Origin of the sequence: Pedobacter psychrotolerans (assembly GCF_004340665.1) — a bacterium.
Taxonomy (GTDB): Bacteria; Bacteroidota; Bacteroidia; order Sphingobacteriales; family Sphingobacteriaceae; genus Pedobacter; species Pedobacter psychrotolerans.
Window position 1 is genome coordinate 208,460 of record NZ_SLWO01000004.1, and the last position, 18,212, is coordinate 226,671.

An 18,212-nucleotide genomic window follows, 5' to 3' on the forward strand; every position below is an offset into this window, starting at 1 on the left:
AAAATTCAATCATTATTTTTTCTCAAACTGAGCAGCCACCCAATCGCCATTTTGTTTATGGTCTAGATATTTAATACCATATTTAGCACATTCTGCCGTAATCATGCTCAAATCTGGTTCGAGATAAAAGCCACTGAAGAAAATCTTGCCTTCAGCTTTCAACACTTCAGCATAACGATGGATTTGATCCAGCAGGATGTTTCTGTTGATATTGGCAAAAATGACATCATATTCCTCATCAGGAATCACTTCCTTACTGCCGCAAAGTGCTTTTAGATTAATGACATTATTTAACGTGGCATTTTCGATAGTACTCTCGTAGCAAATATCGTCGTAATCAATAGCCATTAAACTTTTGGCTCCAAGCTTACCTGCTAGGATGGCTAAGATTCCTGTTCCGCAACCCATATCAAGAATATTTTTATCGAGTAAATCAGCGGAAAGAATATACTGCATCATCATCGTTGTGGTTTGATGGTGACCAGTACCAAAAGCCATTTTCGGATCAATGATAACCTCGTAAGGATAGGAAGGTTTTGGTTCATGAAACGTTGCCCTTACATAGCAAACATCATCAATAATCAGTGGACTAAAGTTTTTTTCCCATTCAGCATTCCAGTTTTCGTCTGCTACCTCTTCGATAATATAAGTTGAAGAGAAGTCATCAGCATAACTGCTCAAAAGGTCTTTCAATTCCTGCTCATTAAAGTTATCCTTGATTACGAAAGCAGTAAAACCACCCTCACTATCTTCGAAAGTATCAAAACCTAAATCAGCAAGATCACTAATAAGTAGATCTTGCTGAAACTCTTCAATACTATTGAATTTAAATATTGCCTTAATATATTGCATCTAGCTGTTTAATGCTTTAATAATATCTGTAAAATCACGTGATTTTAATGAGGCTCCACCGATTAATCCACCGTCAATATCTTTTTGTGAAAATAGGCTTTCTGCATTACCTGGGTTGCAACTTCCACCATAAAGGATCGTAGTATCATCAGCAATATTGAAACCGTAATTAGCCTCAATTTCGGAACGAATAAAGGCGTGGATATCCTGTGCTTGTTCTGGTGAAGCAGTTAAACCTGTACCAATCGCCCAAACAGGTTCGTAAGCAATTACAATTTTAGCGAAATCTACATCACTTAAACTAAAAATCCCTTCTACTAATTGTTTTTTTAATACCTCATAATAACTTCCGTTGTTACGCTCATCTAAAGTTTCCCCGATACAAAAAATCGGAGTTAAGCCATTAGCTAAGGCAATCTTTGTTTTCTCAGCTAATAATGCATCGCTTTCAGCAAAATATTGTCTGCGTTCTGAGTGACCTAAAATTACATATTCTGCACCAACAGATTTTACCATTTTAGCAGAAGTTTCACCAGTGTAAGCACCACTTTCTTTATCGCTAATGTTTTGAGCACCAATTTTCACATCATTTCCACCCAATTTAGCAAGGCTATTTAAATGAATAAAAGGTGAGCAAATGATCGCTATCTGATTGCCTTTACGCTCATCTTTAACCATATTTACAATTTCACTAAATAACGAAACGCCTTCGTTATAGTCTAAATTCATTTTCCAGTTACCGGCTACTATTTGTTTTCTCATTGTATTTATTTTATTGGTTTAAAGATCCTCAATAGAAAGATCATGTTCATATTAATAGTTTCTGTATGATGAAGTTAATTCAAAAACTTTTGTTAAAATGTCTTTTTCTACCTGATCAAATGTTAATGTCTTCCTTGCCAACACCTTCTCTGCTGTCTCGAACATTTTATTTAATTGATAGGTTTCGAAGCAATTACCGCCGCCCCAGCTAAAATCAGGAATATGGTTTGGAGGAAGACCAGCACCAAAAACATTCGCGCTAACGCCAACTATACTCCCGGTATTAAACATGGTATTAATGCCACATTTGGAATGATCAGCCATGATTAAACCACAAAATTGCAGTTGAGTATTTCGCATTGCTTTACTTTCATAATCGTAAAGCTTTACTTCAGCATAATTATTTTTGAGATTAGAATTATTCGTATCTGCACCAATATTGCACCATTCGCCCAAAACAGAATTACCTAAATAACCTTCGTGACCTTTGGCAGAATTTCCCCAGATAACCGAATTATTAATTTCGCCACCTGCACGGCTATTGGGACCTATTGTTGTGCCTGAATAGATTTTTGCACCCATTTTAATAGATGAATTTTCACAAAGGGCAAAAGATCCACGAATTAAACTACCTTCCCATATTTCGGCATTTTTACCTACATAAATGGGTCCGTAGCTGGTGTTCAGCACACTACATTCCGCTTGCGCACCTTCTTCGAAAAAGATATCATGACCAATTAGCTGATTGGTACTGCTAATTTTTGCTGAGCTCCGTCCTTTTGTTAACAATTCAAAATCTTTTCTGATTTCCGAAGGATTGTTTCCGAAAATCTCTTCAGGGTAAGTAATTTTAACAAATTTTAAATTATAATTTATTGGCTTTAGCACTTGTTTAGCTTGCTGATCCGTAAGTACTTCTTCGCAATTAAAAGCGATAACATGATTTCCAGCAAGAAGAACCTCACCCATTTTTAAAGTTGCAACAGCATCCAGCAAATCTTGATCAGGGCATACCGAACCATTAATAGATAAACTGCTATTGGTTTTAGATGGATATTTTGCGGCAAGATAATCCTGGGTATAAAATCCAAAATCGGCTTTAAGGTATTTTGCCCATTTTTCTGCAATGGTTAAAATACCAATGCGCAGATCAGCAACAGGGCGGGTAAAGGTAAGCGGACGAAGAGACATCCAGCTTGCATCATCAAATAAATTGATTGTCATAAGCAGCAAAAATAAAAAAAGTCCCGATGCTTTTGGCAAAGGGACTTTAAAAAATGCTTTTTGTTGCTAAAATTATTTCTTAGCGTAACGGTTTTTGAATTTATCGATACGTCCTGCAGTATCAACCAATTTCATTTTACCAGTATAAAAAGGGTGTGAAGTATGAGAAATCTCTAATTTATAAAGAGGATACTCATTACCATCTTCCCATTTAATCGTTTCTTTAGTATCTACGCAAGATTTTGTTAAGAAAGCATATTCGTTAGACATGTCTTTAAAAACAACTGGTCTGTAGCTTGTTGGGTGCAAATCTTTTTTCATTTGAATATTATTTTAAGTTATTTGTGTGAAAGCATCAAGAACATTTTTGCAATTTGCTGGCAACAACGCTTATGACAATTTCTATTAATCTTTCTACTTCTATTTTAGAGGATGCAAATATCTTAATTTTATTTTTGATATACAAGCCTAAATTAATAATTTTAAATTATAAGCTTTTTTAGCTGGCAGTGAACTGAAATGGCCTGACCTTGAGTTCACTGAAGGCTTCTTATTATTGAGAAATTGGTCTGCAAATTTAAACTTTTTAGAAATTATATTGTTTTTCAGATATTTAAAGAAAATAACTAAATTTGAGTTATGAGAAAAGATGGCACATTTGATGGCATTATCCACTCGAACAGTAGTGGAAAGCTTTATATTAAAAGTCCTGATTTTTTTGCACAGCCACGCATTAAAGAGATGGTGGGTGCATTAATGGAATCAAGTATTTTTAAAAAAATAGAAAAAGATAAAAATAAGAAATAACCTTTAGATGCCATTTAACCTACTTTTGTTTCCTCTTGTGGGTGGCTATTATATTCTAATCAGGTTTAGATACCTTCGGTATATCCAATACCGTCTTGAAAGCCAGCGTGTATTATTAAATTCTGCTATCGCTGGTATCATGCTCTTAGGAGCCTGCTTTTTGTTAAGAGCATTATTGATCGCAATATTTCCTGAAACAGTTACATATTTAAGTGAATTATTGCCTATTCGCACACCATATTTCGGTACTACGAGCCTATCGTTATTTGTAGCGGTAGTTGCAACAGAATTTGCCAACCTATTTATTAATCGACTTAAAGCAATAAAAAGGGCTATATCAACCTCCGGAAATGAGTTTGAGCTTTTATTGAGTTCCTCCTTCTTTGACGCACACCTTTTACAATTTACCATGGATAGTGGTAAATTTTATATTGGCTGGGTGAAAGAACTACCAAAGCCCTTTACCACCAGCTATATAAGGATTACACCTGCTTTTAGTGGATTCCGAAATAATGATAAAGAACTGGTTTTTACTACGCAGTATTTAACCGTCTACGCCAGTTATATTGAAGATGGCTCTGTTGCCAACACTAATGAACTGAAAACTGATCTTGTACTTAAGGCCGATAAGATTAACTCCGTTTCATTTTTTGATATGGATATGTATAATCGATTTAATCCGGTACAGGAGTAAATTTCAGCTAATCTTTTTTAGGACTGTATTTATTCCACGTTTCTACTTTAGCCAGCTGGCGGGCAATGTAGGCATCAGCAATCACTTCCGCAGAACTCAAACCCTCTACCGTTTCCAGCATTTTTTTCAATTCGTATTGATCTACATCTGCCTTATATAAAATCTGAATCAGCTTCGAAAAATCATTGTCAATCAGATAAGCAAAAGCATCAACCAATGCTTTTCTTAACTGGCTTTCGGAAAGGTGATCTGGTATATCGAAATCTTTGCTGATGATTTTAATTAATTGCATAAAAAAGGTTTAAAATACATTTGAAATATGTAGAAGCTATTTTCTTTATTCTTCATCTATCTTAAACCTCACATCTAAAACCTCTTAAATCCACTTAATTTCCTGACAAAGTTCAATTAAAACACCATTTGTACTTTTGGGATGCAAAAAACAAACCATTTTATTATCAGCACCTTTTTTAGGCATATCATTAAGCAGCACAAAACCATTGGCTTTTAATCGCTCCATCTCTTTCAGAATATCATCTACAGCAAAGGCGATATGATGAATTCCCTCTCCTTTTTTCTCCAGAAATTTAGCAATTGCGCTATCATCGTCCGTAGCCTCAAGTAACTCTATTTTACTTTCGCCAGTTTTAAAAAACGCAGTATTTACGTATTCTGAGGCCACAATTTCAGTTTTATAACAAGAAGTATTTAATAAAATTTCGTAAAGTGGAACAGACTTTGAGAGACTGTTTACGGCTATACCGACATGTTCTATCTTATTCATCGTTTAAAAGGTTGGTTGAATGTAAAAATGCAGGTTTTCTCTATAACCTCATAGCTATTATTGATAATTCTTAGGAAACTTTTTTCGTATCTTTGTATTATAATTAACAGAATAGAGATGAAACAGCCGATATATTTAGATAATAACGCAACAACACCTTTAGATCCAAGGGTGCTGGAAGCGATGCTACCTTACTTTACTGAGAAATTTGGAAATGCCGCAAGCCGTAATCACGCTTTTGGATGGGTGGCTGAAGAAGGAGTGGATTATGCTCGTGAGCAAGTAGCCAAATTAATCGGCTGTACAGAAAAAGAAGTTATTTTTACATCAGGCGCAACCGAAGCTGATAACCTGGCTATTAAGGGTGTGTTCGAAATGTATAAAGAAAAAGGTAACCACATCATTACTGCGGTTACTGAACATAAAGCCGTATTGGATACTTGCAAGCACCTGGAAAAACATGGTGCAAGGGTAACTTATTTAGGTGTTAAGGAAGATGGTTTAGTTGATTTAGCTCAATTAGAAGCAGCAATGACTCCAGAAACGATTTTAGTTTCGATCATGTATGGCAATAACGAAATTGGTGTAATTCAGCCGGTTAAAGAAATTTCTGCCATTGCACACAAATATGGTGCTTTATTTATGACAGATGCTACTCAGGCAGTTGGTAAAATACCAGTTGATGTAAATGCAGATGGAATTGATTTAATGGCCTTTTCAGCACATAAAATGTACGGTCCGAAAGGCGTTGGTGCACTTTACGTTCGCAGAAAAAACCCAAGAGTTAAAGTTACCTCACAAATGGATGGCGGCGGCCATGAGCGTGGAATGCGTTCTGGAACATTAAACGTTCCTGGTATTGTGGGTTTAGGTAAAGCTTGCGAGCTTTGTCGTTTAGAAATGGAAAGCGAAGCCATTCGTTTATCTGGCCTACGCGACCGTTTAGAATCGACTTTAAGCAAAATGGAAGAAAGTTATGTGAATGGTAATACTCAACACCGTTTACCACATGTAGCAAATATTTCTTTCAAATATGTGGAAGGTGAAGGTTTAATGATGGCCATGAGTGATTTAGCTGTATCTTCAGGTTCTGCCTGTACATCTGCTTCATTAGAACCATCATATGTATTAAAAAGCTTAGGTTTATCAGATGACTTAGCACACTCTTCTATCCGTTATGGTCTAGGACGCTTTACTACTGAAGAAGAAATAGACCAGGCCATTGCAGTTACTGAAAAAGCAGTAAATCACTTAAGAGAACTTTCTCCACTTTGGGAAATGTTTAAAGAAGGAATTGACTTGAGTAAAATTGAGTGGGCAGAACACTAAGTTGAATTACGATTGTAGATTGAAGAATTACGATTTTCAAATCTCAATAAAATATAAAATTTAATAATTTACGGTTGAGGGGAAATCTAAAATCGTAAATCAAAAATCAAAAATATCATGGCATATTCAGAAAAAGTAATTGACCATTACAATAACCCACGTAACGTAGGTACATTAAATAAAGACAGTAAATTTGTTGGAACAGGTTTAGTTGGTGCACCTGAGTGTGGCGACGTAATGCGTTTACAAATAGAAGTAAGTGAAGATAACGTAATCACTGATGCTAAATTTAAAACATTTGGTTGTGGTTCAGCAATCGCTTCTTCTTCATTAGCTACTGAATGGTTAAAAGGCAAAACAATTGATGAGGCTTTATCTATTGATAATATGGATATCGTTGAAGAATTGGCATTACCACCAGTAAAAATTCACTGTTCAGTACTTGCAGAAGATGCAATTAAATCTGCCATTAATGATTACCGTGTTAAAAATGGTTTAGAAGCTATTGTTTTAGAAAAATCACACCATTAATATTAGTAGCAAGTATCAAGTATCAAGATTGGGTTTAACTAAATCTAAATACTTGATACCTGATACTCAAATTTAGATACTAAATACTCAACACCATGATTACAATAACCGATAAAGCAAAAGATAAAATCGATCACCTCATGCAGGATTCTGAAATGGGTTCTGATTACTTTTTACGGGTATCTGTAAAAGGCGGTGGCTGTTCTGGTTTGTCATATAATCTGGATTTTGATAACGAAGAACAAAAAGGCGATCAGTTTTTTGAAGATAGAGGAATTAAAATTGCATTGGATATGAAATCATTCCTTTATCTGGCCGGAACTGAATTAGATTTCACAGATGGCTTGAATGGAAAAGGTTTTAACTTTGTAAATCCAAATGCCAGCCGCACATGCGGTTGTGGCGAAAGTTTTTCAGTTTAGTCAAGCTACAGATAAAAAAAAGATTCCATTTATGGGATCTTTTTTGCGTTTATAAACTTGTCAAAATTGCTCGGAAAATGTTAGTCCTATTGAAAGCACCTAAATTCTTAAGCTGATTTGCATTTTTAATTCAAAAAGCATTATTATTGTTAATTATAACGAACACCAAATAACGAGCAATGCCATTAATTAATGAATTTTCAACAGTCCCTACCCTGTTGAGAAATGTTGTGAAAAACATTCATAAACCTGCGGATACTTTCTTAATTCATAAGCAAGGAACGGAATGGGTTGAAATTTCATATGAGGAAACTCTTAAAAAAGCCGACGCCGTATCTGCATACTTTCTGGAGAAGGGTATTAAAAAAGGTGATTGTTTAGGATTGATGATTGAAAACTCTCCCGAGTACGTTTATTACGATCAGGGCATTCAGCAAATTGGTGTGATTAACGTTTCCATCTATCCAACACTTTCTGAACAAGAAGTAGCTTATATCATTAATGACTCGGGAATAAAAGGCATTCTGGTAGGAAATAACTTTTTATATAGAAAAGTATTGAAGGTTGCCTCGAACTGTAAAGCATTAAAATATATAATCCCGGCCTTCAAAGATTTTGAAAAAGTAACCATCCCGGCTGATGTAAAGGTTGAGGTCATTGCATTTTCAGACATTCTTGCACTTAAACACCAGGTCACCGCAGCAGAAAAAGCTGAAATTGAGCAATGTAGAAATTTAGTCGAACCTAATGATGTTTCTTCGCTTATCTACACTTCTGGCACTACGGGAATACCAAAGGGTGTGATGCTTACCCATTATAATTTTGTGAAGAATGTAGAAGTTTGTTTGCAACAAATTCCAGTAATCGATCAAACAGAAACTTTCCTCTCCTTTCTCCCATTATCTCATGTATTCGAACGTACGGCTACCTATCATGTTTGTTGTGCCCAAGGTTGTAAAATTGCCTTTGCTCAAAGCTTAGAATTGCTGGCGAAAAACATGGGTGAGATTCGTCCGACAGTGATGAGTTGTGTACCCAGATTATTGGAACGCATTCATGATAAAGCCATAAAATCAGGAACTGCCGCAGGTGGTACAAAAGCTAAAATATTTACCTGGGCATTGGAGACTGGAAAAAACTATCGGGTAATTAAAGAAGCAGGAAATAACCCGGGGTTAATTTTATCAGCAAAAAAGGCCCTGGCAGAAAAATTGGTTTTCAGTAAAATCAAAGAGAAAACTGGTGGTCGATTAAAATTTATGATCTCTGGTGGCGCTGCATTACCCAAGAACGTAGGTGAATTTTTTGGAGATTTAGGCATCAAAATTTTGGAAGGTTTTGGTTTAACGGAGACTTCGCCAGTGATGTCGGTTACGGAATACCACCGACAGGTTTATGGTACTGTTGGCCGTGTGATCCCAGGAATTGAAGTGGGTGTTCAGGATGTGGAAACGAAAGAAATCATTAATATCCAAACACACGACACTTTTAATGAAGCATTTGAATGTGAAGAGGGAGAGGTGATTGTTCGTGGCCATTGTGTAATGAAAGGTTATTTTAACAAGCCTGCTGAAACTGCTGAGGCAATAGACAAAGACATGTGGTTCCATACCGGAGATATTGGCCGTTTTTATAAAGGGAATCTTCAAATTACCGATCGTTTAAAAAATATGATTGTTAATGCGTATGGAAAAAACGTTTATCCTACACCTGTTGAAAATATTTATCTAAAAAGTCCGAAAATTGATCAGCTATTTTTAATTGGTGATAAACGCGAATTCATCACAGCGATTATCATTCCCAACAAAGAAACACTGGAAGAAACGTTTAAATTAAAGCCTGATTTTTTTGACCAGCCAGAAACTTTCATTAGCGAAAAAGAAATTATTGATTGGATGGAGGTTGATATTAAAAAAATCTCTAATGAATTGGCAAAGTTCGAACGAATTAAGAACTTTAAAATTAAGCGGAATCCATTTAATATAAATGAAGGCGAAATTACGCCAACCATGAAAGTTAAGCGCCGCGTGGTAGAAAAGAAATATACAGACGCTATTAATGAAATGTACGAAGAAGGTATTGAAACCGAAGGGTAACAAAAGTTCCTGCAAAAAAAGGTTACTAACTCTAATAGCCACATTGCCATGAGAGTTAGTAACTTTTGAATAATTTTGGAAATACTAGCGCTCTTGAAAATTTACTACACTAATTTTCTTCACATTTTTTTGTTCCAGGGCCTTTCCGGCATATGAAGGTTTATTTGGACCCCAGATGACTTCACTATTATTTACACTTACAAATCCTGTATTTTCGAAGAAAAATCCGGCAATAGGACTTTTCACTAAACCCTCTACATTACTTGGTCTGCGATCATAAATTCCACCCGGTTGTTTAGTGGTTTTGTTCAATTTAACGCTTACCTGATCGAAGTGAATATTAGAAACTTTGTCCTGACTTTCTGCGCTGATGTAAACACCACTCTCTCCGGTACAACGAATATTACTGAAATAAATATCACGAACAGCCCCTACTTTTCCTTTAGTTTGTCCTTTAGGTAAACGCCAGCCAGCATCCTTATTGTTAGCAGTTGCTCTCGGGTAAGCCGTAATATAAATCGGTTCGGATTTCCCCCACCATACATCTGAAAAAAGCTTCGATTCAATAATCAAATTCGAAAAAATTACATCACTCACTGTTCCTTCATCTCTGTTTTGAATTCCGATACCACGATTACTATTTACAATATTGCAGTTGTTGATTAAAACCTTACTGATCCGATCCATATTTTCAGAACCAATTTTAATGGCGCAAGAACTTGAGGTCATGGTGCAGTTACTGATCACAATGTTTTCGCAGGCACCATATTCTTCAAACTCACGACGATTTTTAAGACAAATACAATCATCACCTGATTCGATATAACAATTTGTAATTCTTACATTTTTACTGTGATCCAGGTCTATCCCATCACTGTTCCGGATTTTGATGCTATTTAATAAAGTGATGTTGGATATTGAAACATCATTACAGCCAATCAGGTGAACTGTCCAGTAGGCTGAATTTTGAAAGGTAACGCCATCAATATTTAGCTTTTTACAATCGATAAGTGTAAGCAGGTGCGGTCTCGGGTCTATGATTTCAAAAGGTTTTAACACATAAGAATCAGAAATTTCTTCGCCCATAAATGAAATTCCATTACCATCAAGAATTCCGGTTCCCGTGATACTCACCTGTTCCAGTTTTTCGCCACCAATCCAGATGGTTCCTTCACCTTTATTTTCCCTGAACGCACTCTTAGTGTATAATTTCTCATCCGGACTGGCTAGAATTTTTGCACCTCCTTCAATTCTCAGCTCAACAAAAGACTTTAAACCAAACGGACCAGACATAAACACGTGGCCAGTTGGCACCAGCACTTGTCCACCGCCCGCAGCGGAACAAGCATCAATGGCTTTTTGAATGGCCTTAGCATCATTGGTTTTTCCATCTCCGACAGCACCAAAATTTTTTATGTTATATTTTTGTTGAGCTATGGCATGAATTGAGGATAGCAGCAAAAAAGCAATCAGGATCTTAAATTTCATTATATGTTGATTTATCTTTTTATAGTTAGAATTGATTTCGAAAATTTTGATTTGCTTACCAGAATAATGTATATAAGGCAGCCAAAATCCCGCATATAATTACGGAAGCCACTGTAAATGCTGGTGTTACCTTAAACATACTGCGATCGATTTCAAGACCTTGTGGATTATTTTTACTTTTTGGATCAGTTAGGGTGACTAAAACCATCAATATCATAATAATAACAAATACCCACGACATGCGATTCAAAAAAGGAATCGGTGCAATCCATTCATTGGTTAATACTGGCAGGAATTTAAACAACATTGATAGTGGAATGGTTAATAATGCAGCAGTGAGTGCGGCACGAGATGTCGTTTTTTTCCAGAAAAATCCCAGCAAAAAAATGGCAAAAATTCCGGGAGAAATAAAGCCTACATACTCCTGAATAAATTGGTAAACCTGATCAAAACTACGCAGTGCAGGTGCTACAACTATTGCAATTAGGGAAGCCACTACAACAGACCATCGCCCTACGGCAACCAATCTTCTTTCTGATGCTTCAGGTTTGATAAACTTTTTATAAATATCAAGAGTGAAGATAGTGGCTAAGCTATTGGATTTTCCGGCAAGCGAAGCCACAATTGCAGCGGTTAACGCCGCAAACGCAAGGCCTTTGATGCCTACAGGCAATAAATTCATCAGTACAGGATAAGCATGATCAGGTTTAACCACACCGCTGGCATCAAGCATTTCCTGCTGAAAATATCCGCGTTGATACATTACAAAAGCGGCAATACCTGGAATTACAACAATAACAGGAATTAACAATTTTAAAAATGCGGCAAAAATTAATCCGCTTCGGCCAGTTTTTAAATCAGCACCCAATGCCCGTTGTACAATATATTGATTGCAACCCCAATAGTTAAGGTTATTAATCCAGAGGCCGCCAACTAATACCGCAATTCCAGGTAGTTCATTGTAAAACTTGTCACCTTTTGAAAAAATCATGTGGAAGTGATCTGAGGCTTCACTTTTTAATAATGGAAGGGCACCCAGAACGGTTTGTGTATCCAGTTTTTCAGAAACGAGCTTTAAGGCCATGTAGCAGGTTATTAGGCCACCCGCTACTAGCACAATTACCTGAATAACATCTGTATAACCGATCACTTTCATTCCTCCTAAAGTGATGATTGCTGAAAAAATAGCTAGAAATATGATGCAAGTGCTAAATGGGATTCCGGTTATGGTTTCGATGGCAATAGCACCCAGGAAAAAAATGGAGGTTAAATTGACAAACACATAAACCAAAAGCCAGAAAACAGCCATCAGCGTACTTACAGTATTATTGTATCGTTGCGACAGGAACTGGGGCATGGTGTAAATTTTATTCTTCAGGTATATCGGAAGAAAAAATATAGCAACAATAATTAATGTTGCCGCAGCCATCCATTCGTAACTTGCGATAGCAAGACCCATTGCAAAGCCGGAGCCAGACATCCCAATAAAATGTTCAGCAGATATATTAGATGCTATAATAGAGGCCCCAATTGCCCACCAGGTTAATGAGCCTTCAGCCAGAAAATAATCTTTTGTATCAGTTTGCTTCTTTTTTTTACTTCGGTAAACCCAATAGCCATAAGCAGATACAACAATGAAGTATATCAAAAATACGGCACAATCAAGTGCTGAAAGGTGATTCATATCAGGGATTTAAATATTTGGTTTTTTTAAAAATCAGAAAAAATTTAAAGCTTAATGGCTTAAAGCTTTTATTTAATTACGTAAACGTTTTCGGTACGGTAATTATTTAAATGAGTTCGAATTACACCTAACACCCTGTAGATTCTCTTTTGATTAAAGTTGATTTAAGAATGATGTCCTGATCATCTCCATGACCTTTTTTGTTTAAAATTTTAAACAGGCAGGTAGCGGCTTCACGGCCAATTTCAAAAGCTGGTTGTGTTATCGTGGTTAATGATGGATTCAGGAGATGCGCGGTAGCCTGATTTGAAAAACTTATGATTTTAATATCTTCCGGAATCTGGAACTTGAGTGCTTTGCAGGCGGTATAAGCTGGAATTACAAATTCTTCTATGGATGAAAAAAGTGCATCAGGTTGATGCTGACTTAGTAGATCACTGATTTGTTTTAAATTTTGTTCTTCATCCTCCACATATTTGATCACCAACTGATCATCTACCATTAATCCGTTATCTTGCAAAGCATCTTCAAAACCAGAAAACCTTGCTTTGCCAGCAGGCAAATTTTCTAAGCCATATAAATAAGCGATTTTTTTACAGCCACACTCAATTAAATGAACAGTGGCATCATATGAAATTTCATAATCATCGGTGGCTACATTATAAGCATCCAAATCTTTATAAACCCGATCAAAAAACACCAATGGTACTTTCTTCACGAGATTTTTATAATAATCTAAATTATATTCACTGCTAGATACTGAAGTAAGAATCCCGTCTACCCGCCCATTGAGTAAACTATTGGTGAAAGACATTTCCATTTCAATATCTTCGTGCGTTTGATAAATCAATACATGGTGCCCGTACTTTCTGGCAATTTCCTCAATACCTTTAATTGCCCTTGAAAAAAAATTATTGGCCACAAAAGGAATAATTACGGCGATGGTTTTGGTCTTATTGCTTCTTAAATTACTGGCTGCAGGATTTGGTGTATAATTAAGCTGTTTAGCCAGGTCCCAAACCCTGTTCTTTGTTTTTAAACTAATCTCATAGCTATCATTAAGTGCCTTAGAAACAGTTGCAATAGAAATATTGAGTTCTTGTGCTAATCGTTTAATATTAACCTCTCCAGACATTCTTCGTTATTTATGTTTTGTTTGTTTGTTTTTTATGATTGCGATAACAAAGAGTTTATTCTTAACTATTTTGAATATGAATTTTAATTAGTTAGAGTTACTTTTTTGAACCGCTTGGAATTATCAATTCCTGCTGGCTTATCAAATTCCAGTTGCGAAAATATAAAATAATTATCATAATAATACCCCAGCAGAAAGGTAGAATACTTTATTAAAACATACTGGTTACAAACCAATTAACCTTCTAACCCATCAGCATTAAAATATTAATAAACATCGCTGCACTAAATTTTGCTGAATTTTACGTAATCGTTTAAGTAAATAAAAACGGTAAATCATAAAATTTTAAGGTTTCAAAAACTCAACTTTAGGAAACCAAAAAGATAATTTTTAACCAAATCATTTCTAATCTTATGAGAAACGAAAATATCGTTTCAAAGGATGATCACAATCCTTTGAAAAATCTTGATCAATGGGAAGAGGATTTATTAGTCCGTTATCCTGATCCAACCAGCATTAATGCAGATAAAAAAGAAGATCAGTTCAGGAACTATGAAGAAACTGAAAAAGATGGCGTAAAAGAATTTTACAGATTAAATCATACTTATCAAACTTATGATTTTGTTCAGCAGAAAAAAGCTGATTATTTAAAGTTTGATAAAGAAGAAATGCCAATCTGGAATGCGTTTGATTTCTTAAATAAACTGGTTGATGATTCTGACCCTGACACGGATTTAGATCAGATGCAGCACCTTTTACAAACTTCTGAAGCGATACGAAATGATGGCCACCCAGATTGGATGGTATTGGTTGGACTGATTCACGATATGGGCAAAGTGCTTTGCTTATATGGCGAGCCGCAATGGGCCGTTGTGGGTGATACCTTTCCGGTGGGTTGTGCTTATTCAGATAAAATTGTGTATTCAGAATTTTTTAGTGCAAACCCTGATTTCCATAATCCCGTTTACCAAACCAAACTTGGCGTTTATACGCAAAATTGCGGGCTTGATCACGTGGATATGTCATGGGGGCATGATGAATACGTATACCACATGATGAAGCCTTATTTACCCGAATCTGGATTATATATGCTGCGTTATCATTCGTTTTATTCGCAACACCGGGAAAATGCATATGATCATTTGATGAGTGAAAAAGACCACGAAATGTTTAAGTGGGTAAGACTGTTCAATCCATATGATTTATATTCTAAAAACCCTAACCAAAAGAGTTGGGAAGAATTACAGCCCTACTACAAAGCATTGGTTGCGAAATACCTCCCTCCTACAATTAAATTTTAACTAACAATAACTAAATCAAACAAATTATTTATGAACTTAATTTTACTCACTCATGGGAATTAACTTTACGCACTTTAAGTATAGTTTTGTTCTTCTGGTTCTCTTACTCATTGGGCAATCTTTCAATAATGTTTATGCACAAACAGAGCGCAAAATTTCAGGAAATTTATTAGACAATACCAACCAGCCCATCATTGGTGCTTCTGTTGCAGTAAAAGGAAGTACTAAAGTTACTTCAACTGGCACAGGCGGATCATTCAGTATTTCAGCAAAAACGGGAGATAAAATTGTTTTCAGTTTTTTAGGATATGAAACCAAAGAACTTACCGTAGCTGCTGCATCAACCTATCAGGTAATCATTACTGAAGCCAGTTCATCACTTACTGATGTGGTGGTAGTTGGTTATGGTAAAAGTACCAGAAAGGCTTTAACCAGTTCAATCTCCACTGTTAAAGGAGATGACTTGAACAAGGGAGCAATTAGTGATGTTGGCCAGATGTTACAAGGTAAAGTACCTGGATTGAACATTACCCGCAGCGGAGACCCAAACCGTAACGCAGCGATTATTATGAGAGGTGCTTCTACACTTCGTGAAGGTGCGCAATCTCCATTATTTGTAATTGATGGTGTAGTGGGTGCTGACATTTCCATTATTGCACCTGACGATATCGCTTCTATAGACGTACTGAAAGACGCTGCTGCAGCCGCCATTTATGGAAACAGGGCTGCAAACGGTGTCATCATGGTCACAACCAAAAAAGGTGTCGCCGGACAAACTCAAATTGCATATAACGGTTATTTTGGAGTTGAGAATGTTTCAAATAGATATGAGATGATGAATGCAGATCAATTACGTGCTTTTTTAGCGAAAAATAATTCTGCATTAACGCCAGCGAATGATAAAGGTGCCAACACCAATTGGCAAGATGAAGTGCAAAGAAGCGACGCGATGTCTCAAAATCATAACATTTCATTAAGTGGAGGGACAGAAAAAACAACTTACAACGCAAGTGTAAACTATTTTAACCAACAAGGAATTATTAAAACCAGTGGTTTAGATAGATTTATTGGCCGTGTTGGTGTGGAGCAAAAAGCTTTCAATGACAAACTTAAACTTTCATTTAATTTAAGCAATTCTGTGAGCAATGCAGATTTGGTTCCTTACAGAAACACAATTCTTTCGCAAATGCTTACTTACTTGCCGACAGCTCCGGTAAGAAATCCAGATGGAAGTTATTTTGACAATCTAGTTCAAACCAGCTATTACAATCCGGTTTCCATGTTAGAAAATGGAAAAGAAAACCTAAAAACCAAAAATATTTTAGGAAACCTGAGTGCTAATTTGAAATTGCCTTTTGGATTTACGTATGACATCAATGTTTCTTACCAAAATACACAGAATGTTTATGGTGCATTTTATAATAGTATTTATACTTCTCGTTACAACAATGTAAGAAACACACCTGATCCGCCCGCAAATCCTACATTTGTATCATTGGTTGGCCAAAATGGTGTTGCATTGAGAAATGCATATCAAAATACAAATAAAATTTTAGAAACTTATCTTACCTGGAATAAGAAGTTCGGGGACCATGATATTAATGCGGTAGTTGGATATTCTTATCAGCAATCTTTAAATAATGATGGTTTTCAAGCTACATCTACCAATTTCCCGGTTAACGAGGTTGGTTATAATAATTTAAGTTTAGGAAACCCATATGCTGTAAGCGATTTTAGGGTAAACTTTAATCCAGATGTTATATATCAGGAAATATTAATGATTTCTGATTTTGCAAGGGTTAACTATAATTATAAAAACAAATACTTAATTCAGGGATCAATTAGAAGAGATGGCTCCAATGTATTCGGCAAAAACGAACAATGGGGTTATTTTCCATCGGTTGGTGCAGCCTGGAATATCGACCAGGAAAACTTCCTGAAAAATCAAAATGTGATCAGATCATTAAAACTGCGTGGAAGTTATGGTATTGCCGGAAACTCACTTGGTTTTGCACCACTAACAACTAAACTTATTTATGGGCAGGTAGGCCAATTTTATTATAATGGCTCACCTAGAGAAGGCGCTTATGGTGCTATCCAAAATGAAAACCCAGATTTACGTTGGGAGAAAACAGCAACAACCAATTTAGGTGTAGACTTTGGTTTATTTGGCGGAAGATTAAGTGGTTCAGTCGATTGGTACAATAAGCGAACCACTGATTTAATTCTAACCTTCGATGTTGATCAAAATCTTTATCCTTCTGGCCAACTTACCGCAAATGTGGGCAAATTAAGCAATAAAGGTATAGAGGTAGTTTTAAACGGCACACCAGTAATTACGGATAGCTTCAGTTGGACTACTGGAATTAACCTAGCCCGAAATGTGAACAAAATCATTACACTATCTGATAGTAGATACAACATTGATAACCGATTGACTATAACACCGGATGGAGCAGGACAAAGTGGTGCAACATTGCAGATTTTAGCACCTGGACAGGCTATCGGAACATTTTATACTTTCAATTATGCTGGTAAAGATGCAAATGGTGTTTCTCAGTATTATGATGCTGCTGGAAATATAAAAACGCAGGGTTTACTGAACAAAACTGACTATTATATATTAGGAAATGCACAACCAAAAGCATTAGTTGGGTGGACCAATAATCTGCGTTACAAAAACTTCGATTTAAGTATTTTCATGAGGGCAGTTTTGGGTAGTAAAATTATGAATGTAACGCGTGCTGATTTATTCCGCCCAAGTACCGCACAATTTACTAATATTCCAGTTGAAGTAGAAAATGAATCGGTAGCAGATTTTAACTCATATAAATATTCAAGCCGTTTTATTGAAAATGGAAGTTACCTGAGGTTAGATAACGCGACGTTAGGTTATACCTTTAAAAAGGGACTTATTCCAGGCGTGAATTCGTTAAGAATTTATACCACTGCTAATAATTTATTTGTGATCACTGGTTACAAAGGAATCGATCCAGAGATTAATCAAGGAGGTATCGCTCCAGGTGTAGATACCAACAACTTTTATCCTAAAACCAGAACATTCTTGTTTGGTTTAAACGTATCATTTAATTAAAATCAACGA

17 protein-coding genes are annotated in these 18,212 nt (G+C 36.0%); 8 read left to right on the forward strand and 9 right to left on the reverse strand.

What is annotated here, in order from left to right:
• Nucleotides 1-12: 12 nt before the first annotated feature.
• From prmA to EV200_RS11370, 4 genes are all read right to left on the reverse strand, one after another.
• Complete coding sequence (gene prmA / locus EV200_RS11355) at nucleotides 13-852, reverse strand: 50S ribosomal protein L11 methyltransferase (protein ID WP_132532665.1); 840 nt, start codon at nucleotides 850-852, stop codon at nucleotides 13-15.
• Nucleotides 853-1,614 (reverse strand): triose-phosphate isomerase, encoded by a 762-nt coding sequence (gene tpiA, locus EV200_RS11360; RefSeq protein ID WP_132532667.1) that lies wholly within the window; start codon nucleotides 1,612-1,614, stop codon nucleotides 853-855.
• Nucleotides 1,615-1,665: 51 nt separating this feature from the next.
• The gene (locus EV200_RS11365; RefSeq protein ID WP_132532669.1) at nucleotides 1,666-2,838 is read right to left on the reverse strand and encodes a GlmU family protein; all 1,173 of its coding nucleotides are present in this window, start codon (nucleotides 2,836-2,838) and stop codon (nucleotides 1,666-1,668) included.
• A gap of 72 nt (nucleotides 2,839-2,910) precedes the next feature.
• The gene (locus EV200_RS11370) at nucleotides 2,911-3,159 is read right to left on the reverse strand and encodes a type B 50S ribosomal protein L31 (protein WP_025142617.1); all 249 of its coding nucleotides are present in this window, start codon (nucleotides 3,157-3,159) and stop codon (nucleotides 2,911-2,913) included.
• Nucleotides 3,160-3,477: 318 nt separating this feature from the next.
• Between EV200_RS11370 and EV200_RS21775 the strand changes: the two genes are divergently transcribed.
• Together EV200_RS21775 and EV200_RS11375 are read left to right on the forward strand one after the other, a co-directional pair.
• Nucleotides 3,478-3,645 carry a hypothetical protein gene (locus EV200_RS21775; protein ID WP_157263259.1) on the forward strand — a complete coding sequence of 56 codons (168 nt, stop codon included), beginning with the start codon at nucleotides 3,478-3,480 and terminating at the stop codon, nucleotides 3,643-3,645.
• A gap of 7 nt (nucleotides 3,646-3,652) precedes the next feature.
• A complete protein-coding gene (locus EV200_RS11375; protein ID WP_132532671.1) occupies nucleotides 3,653-4,339 on the forward strand; it encodes a hypothetical protein in 687 nt (228 codons plus the stop codon).
• A gap of 7 nt (nucleotides 4,340-4,346) precedes the next feature.
• On the opposite strand, the gene EV200_RS11380 is transcribed toward EV200_RS11375, so the two are convergent.
• Nucleotides 4,347-4,631, reverse strand: coding sequence for a hypothetical protein (locus EV200_RS11380; protein WP_132532673.1), 285 nt, complete (start codon nucleotides 4,629-4,631; stop codon nucleotides 4,347-4,349).
• Between the two features lie 84 nt (nucleotides 4,632-4,715).
• Entirely contained in the window at nucleotides 4,716-5,123 is a 408-nt protein-coding gene (mce, locus tag EV200_RS11385) for a methylmalonyl-CoA epimerase (protein ID WP_132532675.1), read from the reverse strand.
• A 117-nt stretch (nucleotides 5,124-5,240) separates the two neighbouring features.
• On the opposite strand from mce, the gene EV200_RS11390 reads away from it, so the two are divergent.
• The 4 genes from EV200_RS11390 (at nucleotide 5,241) to EV200_RS11405 (ending at nucleotide 9,501) form a co-directional block, all read left to right on the forward strand.
• Entirely contained in the window at nucleotides 5,241-6,452 is a 1,212-nt protein-coding gene (locus EV200_RS11390) for an IscS subfamily cysteine desulfurase (protein ID WP_132532677.1), read from the forward strand.
• A gap of 117 nt (nucleotides 6,453-6,569) precedes the next feature.
• Nucleotides 6,570-6,983: a Fe-S cluster assembly scaffold IscU gene (gene iscU / locus EV200_RS11395; RefSeq protein WP_010602054.1), complete on the forward strand. Its 414-nt coding sequence runs from the start codon at nucleotides 6,570-6,572 to the stop codon at nucleotides 6,981-6,983.
• Between the two features lie 95 nt (nucleotides 6,984-7,078).
• Nucleotides 7,079-7,405 carry a HesB/IscA family protein gene (locus EV200_RS11400; RefSeq protein WP_088300521.1) on the forward strand — a complete coding sequence of 109 codons (327 nt, stop codon included), beginning with the start codon at nucleotides 7,079-7,081 and terminating at the stop codon, nucleotides 7,403-7,405.
• 179 nt (nucleotides 7,406-7,584) lie between these two features.
• Nucleotides 7,585-9,501: an AMP-dependent synthetase/ligase gene (locus tag EV200_RS11405; protein WP_132532679.1), complete on the forward strand. Its 1,917-nt coding sequence runs from the start codon at nucleotides 7,585-7,587 to the stop codon at nucleotides 9,499-9,501.
• Nucleotides 9,502-9,585: 84 nt separating this feature from the next.
• On the opposite strand, the gene EV200_RS11410 is transcribed toward EV200_RS11405, so the two are convergent.
• The 3 genes from EV200_RS11410 to EV200_RS11420 all read right to left on the reverse strand — a co-directional run bounded on the left by EV200_RS11410 (nucleotide 9,586) and on the right by EV200_RS11420 (nucleotide 13,808).
• Nucleotides 9,586-10,989, reverse strand: coding sequence for a glycoside hydrolase family 28 protein (locus EV200_RS11410; RefSeq protein WP_132532681.1), 1,404 nt, complete (start codon nucleotides 10,987-10,989; stop codon nucleotides 9,586-9,588).
• A gap of 55 nt (nucleotides 10,990-11,044) precedes the next feature.
• Complete coding sequence (locus EV200_RS11415) at nucleotides 11,045-12,673, reverse strand: sodium/sugar symporter (RefSeq protein WP_132532683.1); 1,629 nt, start codon at nucleotides 12,671-12,673, stop codon at nucleotides 11,045-11,047.
• Between the two features lie 127 nt (nucleotides 12,674-12,800).
• Nucleotides 12,801-13,808: a LacI family DNA-binding transcriptional regulator gene (locus EV200_RS11420; RefSeq protein ID WP_132532685.1), complete on the reverse strand. Its 1,008-nt coding sequence runs from the start codon at nucleotides 13,806-13,808 to the stop codon at nucleotides 12,801-12,803.
• Between the two features lie 413 nt (nucleotides 13,809-14,221).
• Between EV200_RS11420 and EV200_RS11425 the strand changes: the two genes are divergently transcribed.
• Complete coding sequence (locus EV200_RS11425) at nucleotides 14,222-15,109, forward strand: inositol oxygenase family protein (protein WP_132532687.1); 888 nt, start codon at nucleotides 14,222-14,224, stop codon at nucleotides 15,107-15,109.
• Between the two features lie 52 nt (nucleotides 15,110-15,161).
• On the forward strand, nucleotides 15,162-18,203 hold the full coding sequence (locus tag EV200_RS11430) for a SusC/RagA family TonB-linked outer membrane protein (RefSeq protein ID WP_132532689.1): 3,042 nt from the start codon (nucleotides 15,162-15,164) through the stop codon (nucleotides 18,201-18,203).
• Nucleotides 18,204-18,212 lie beyond the last annotated feature (9 nt).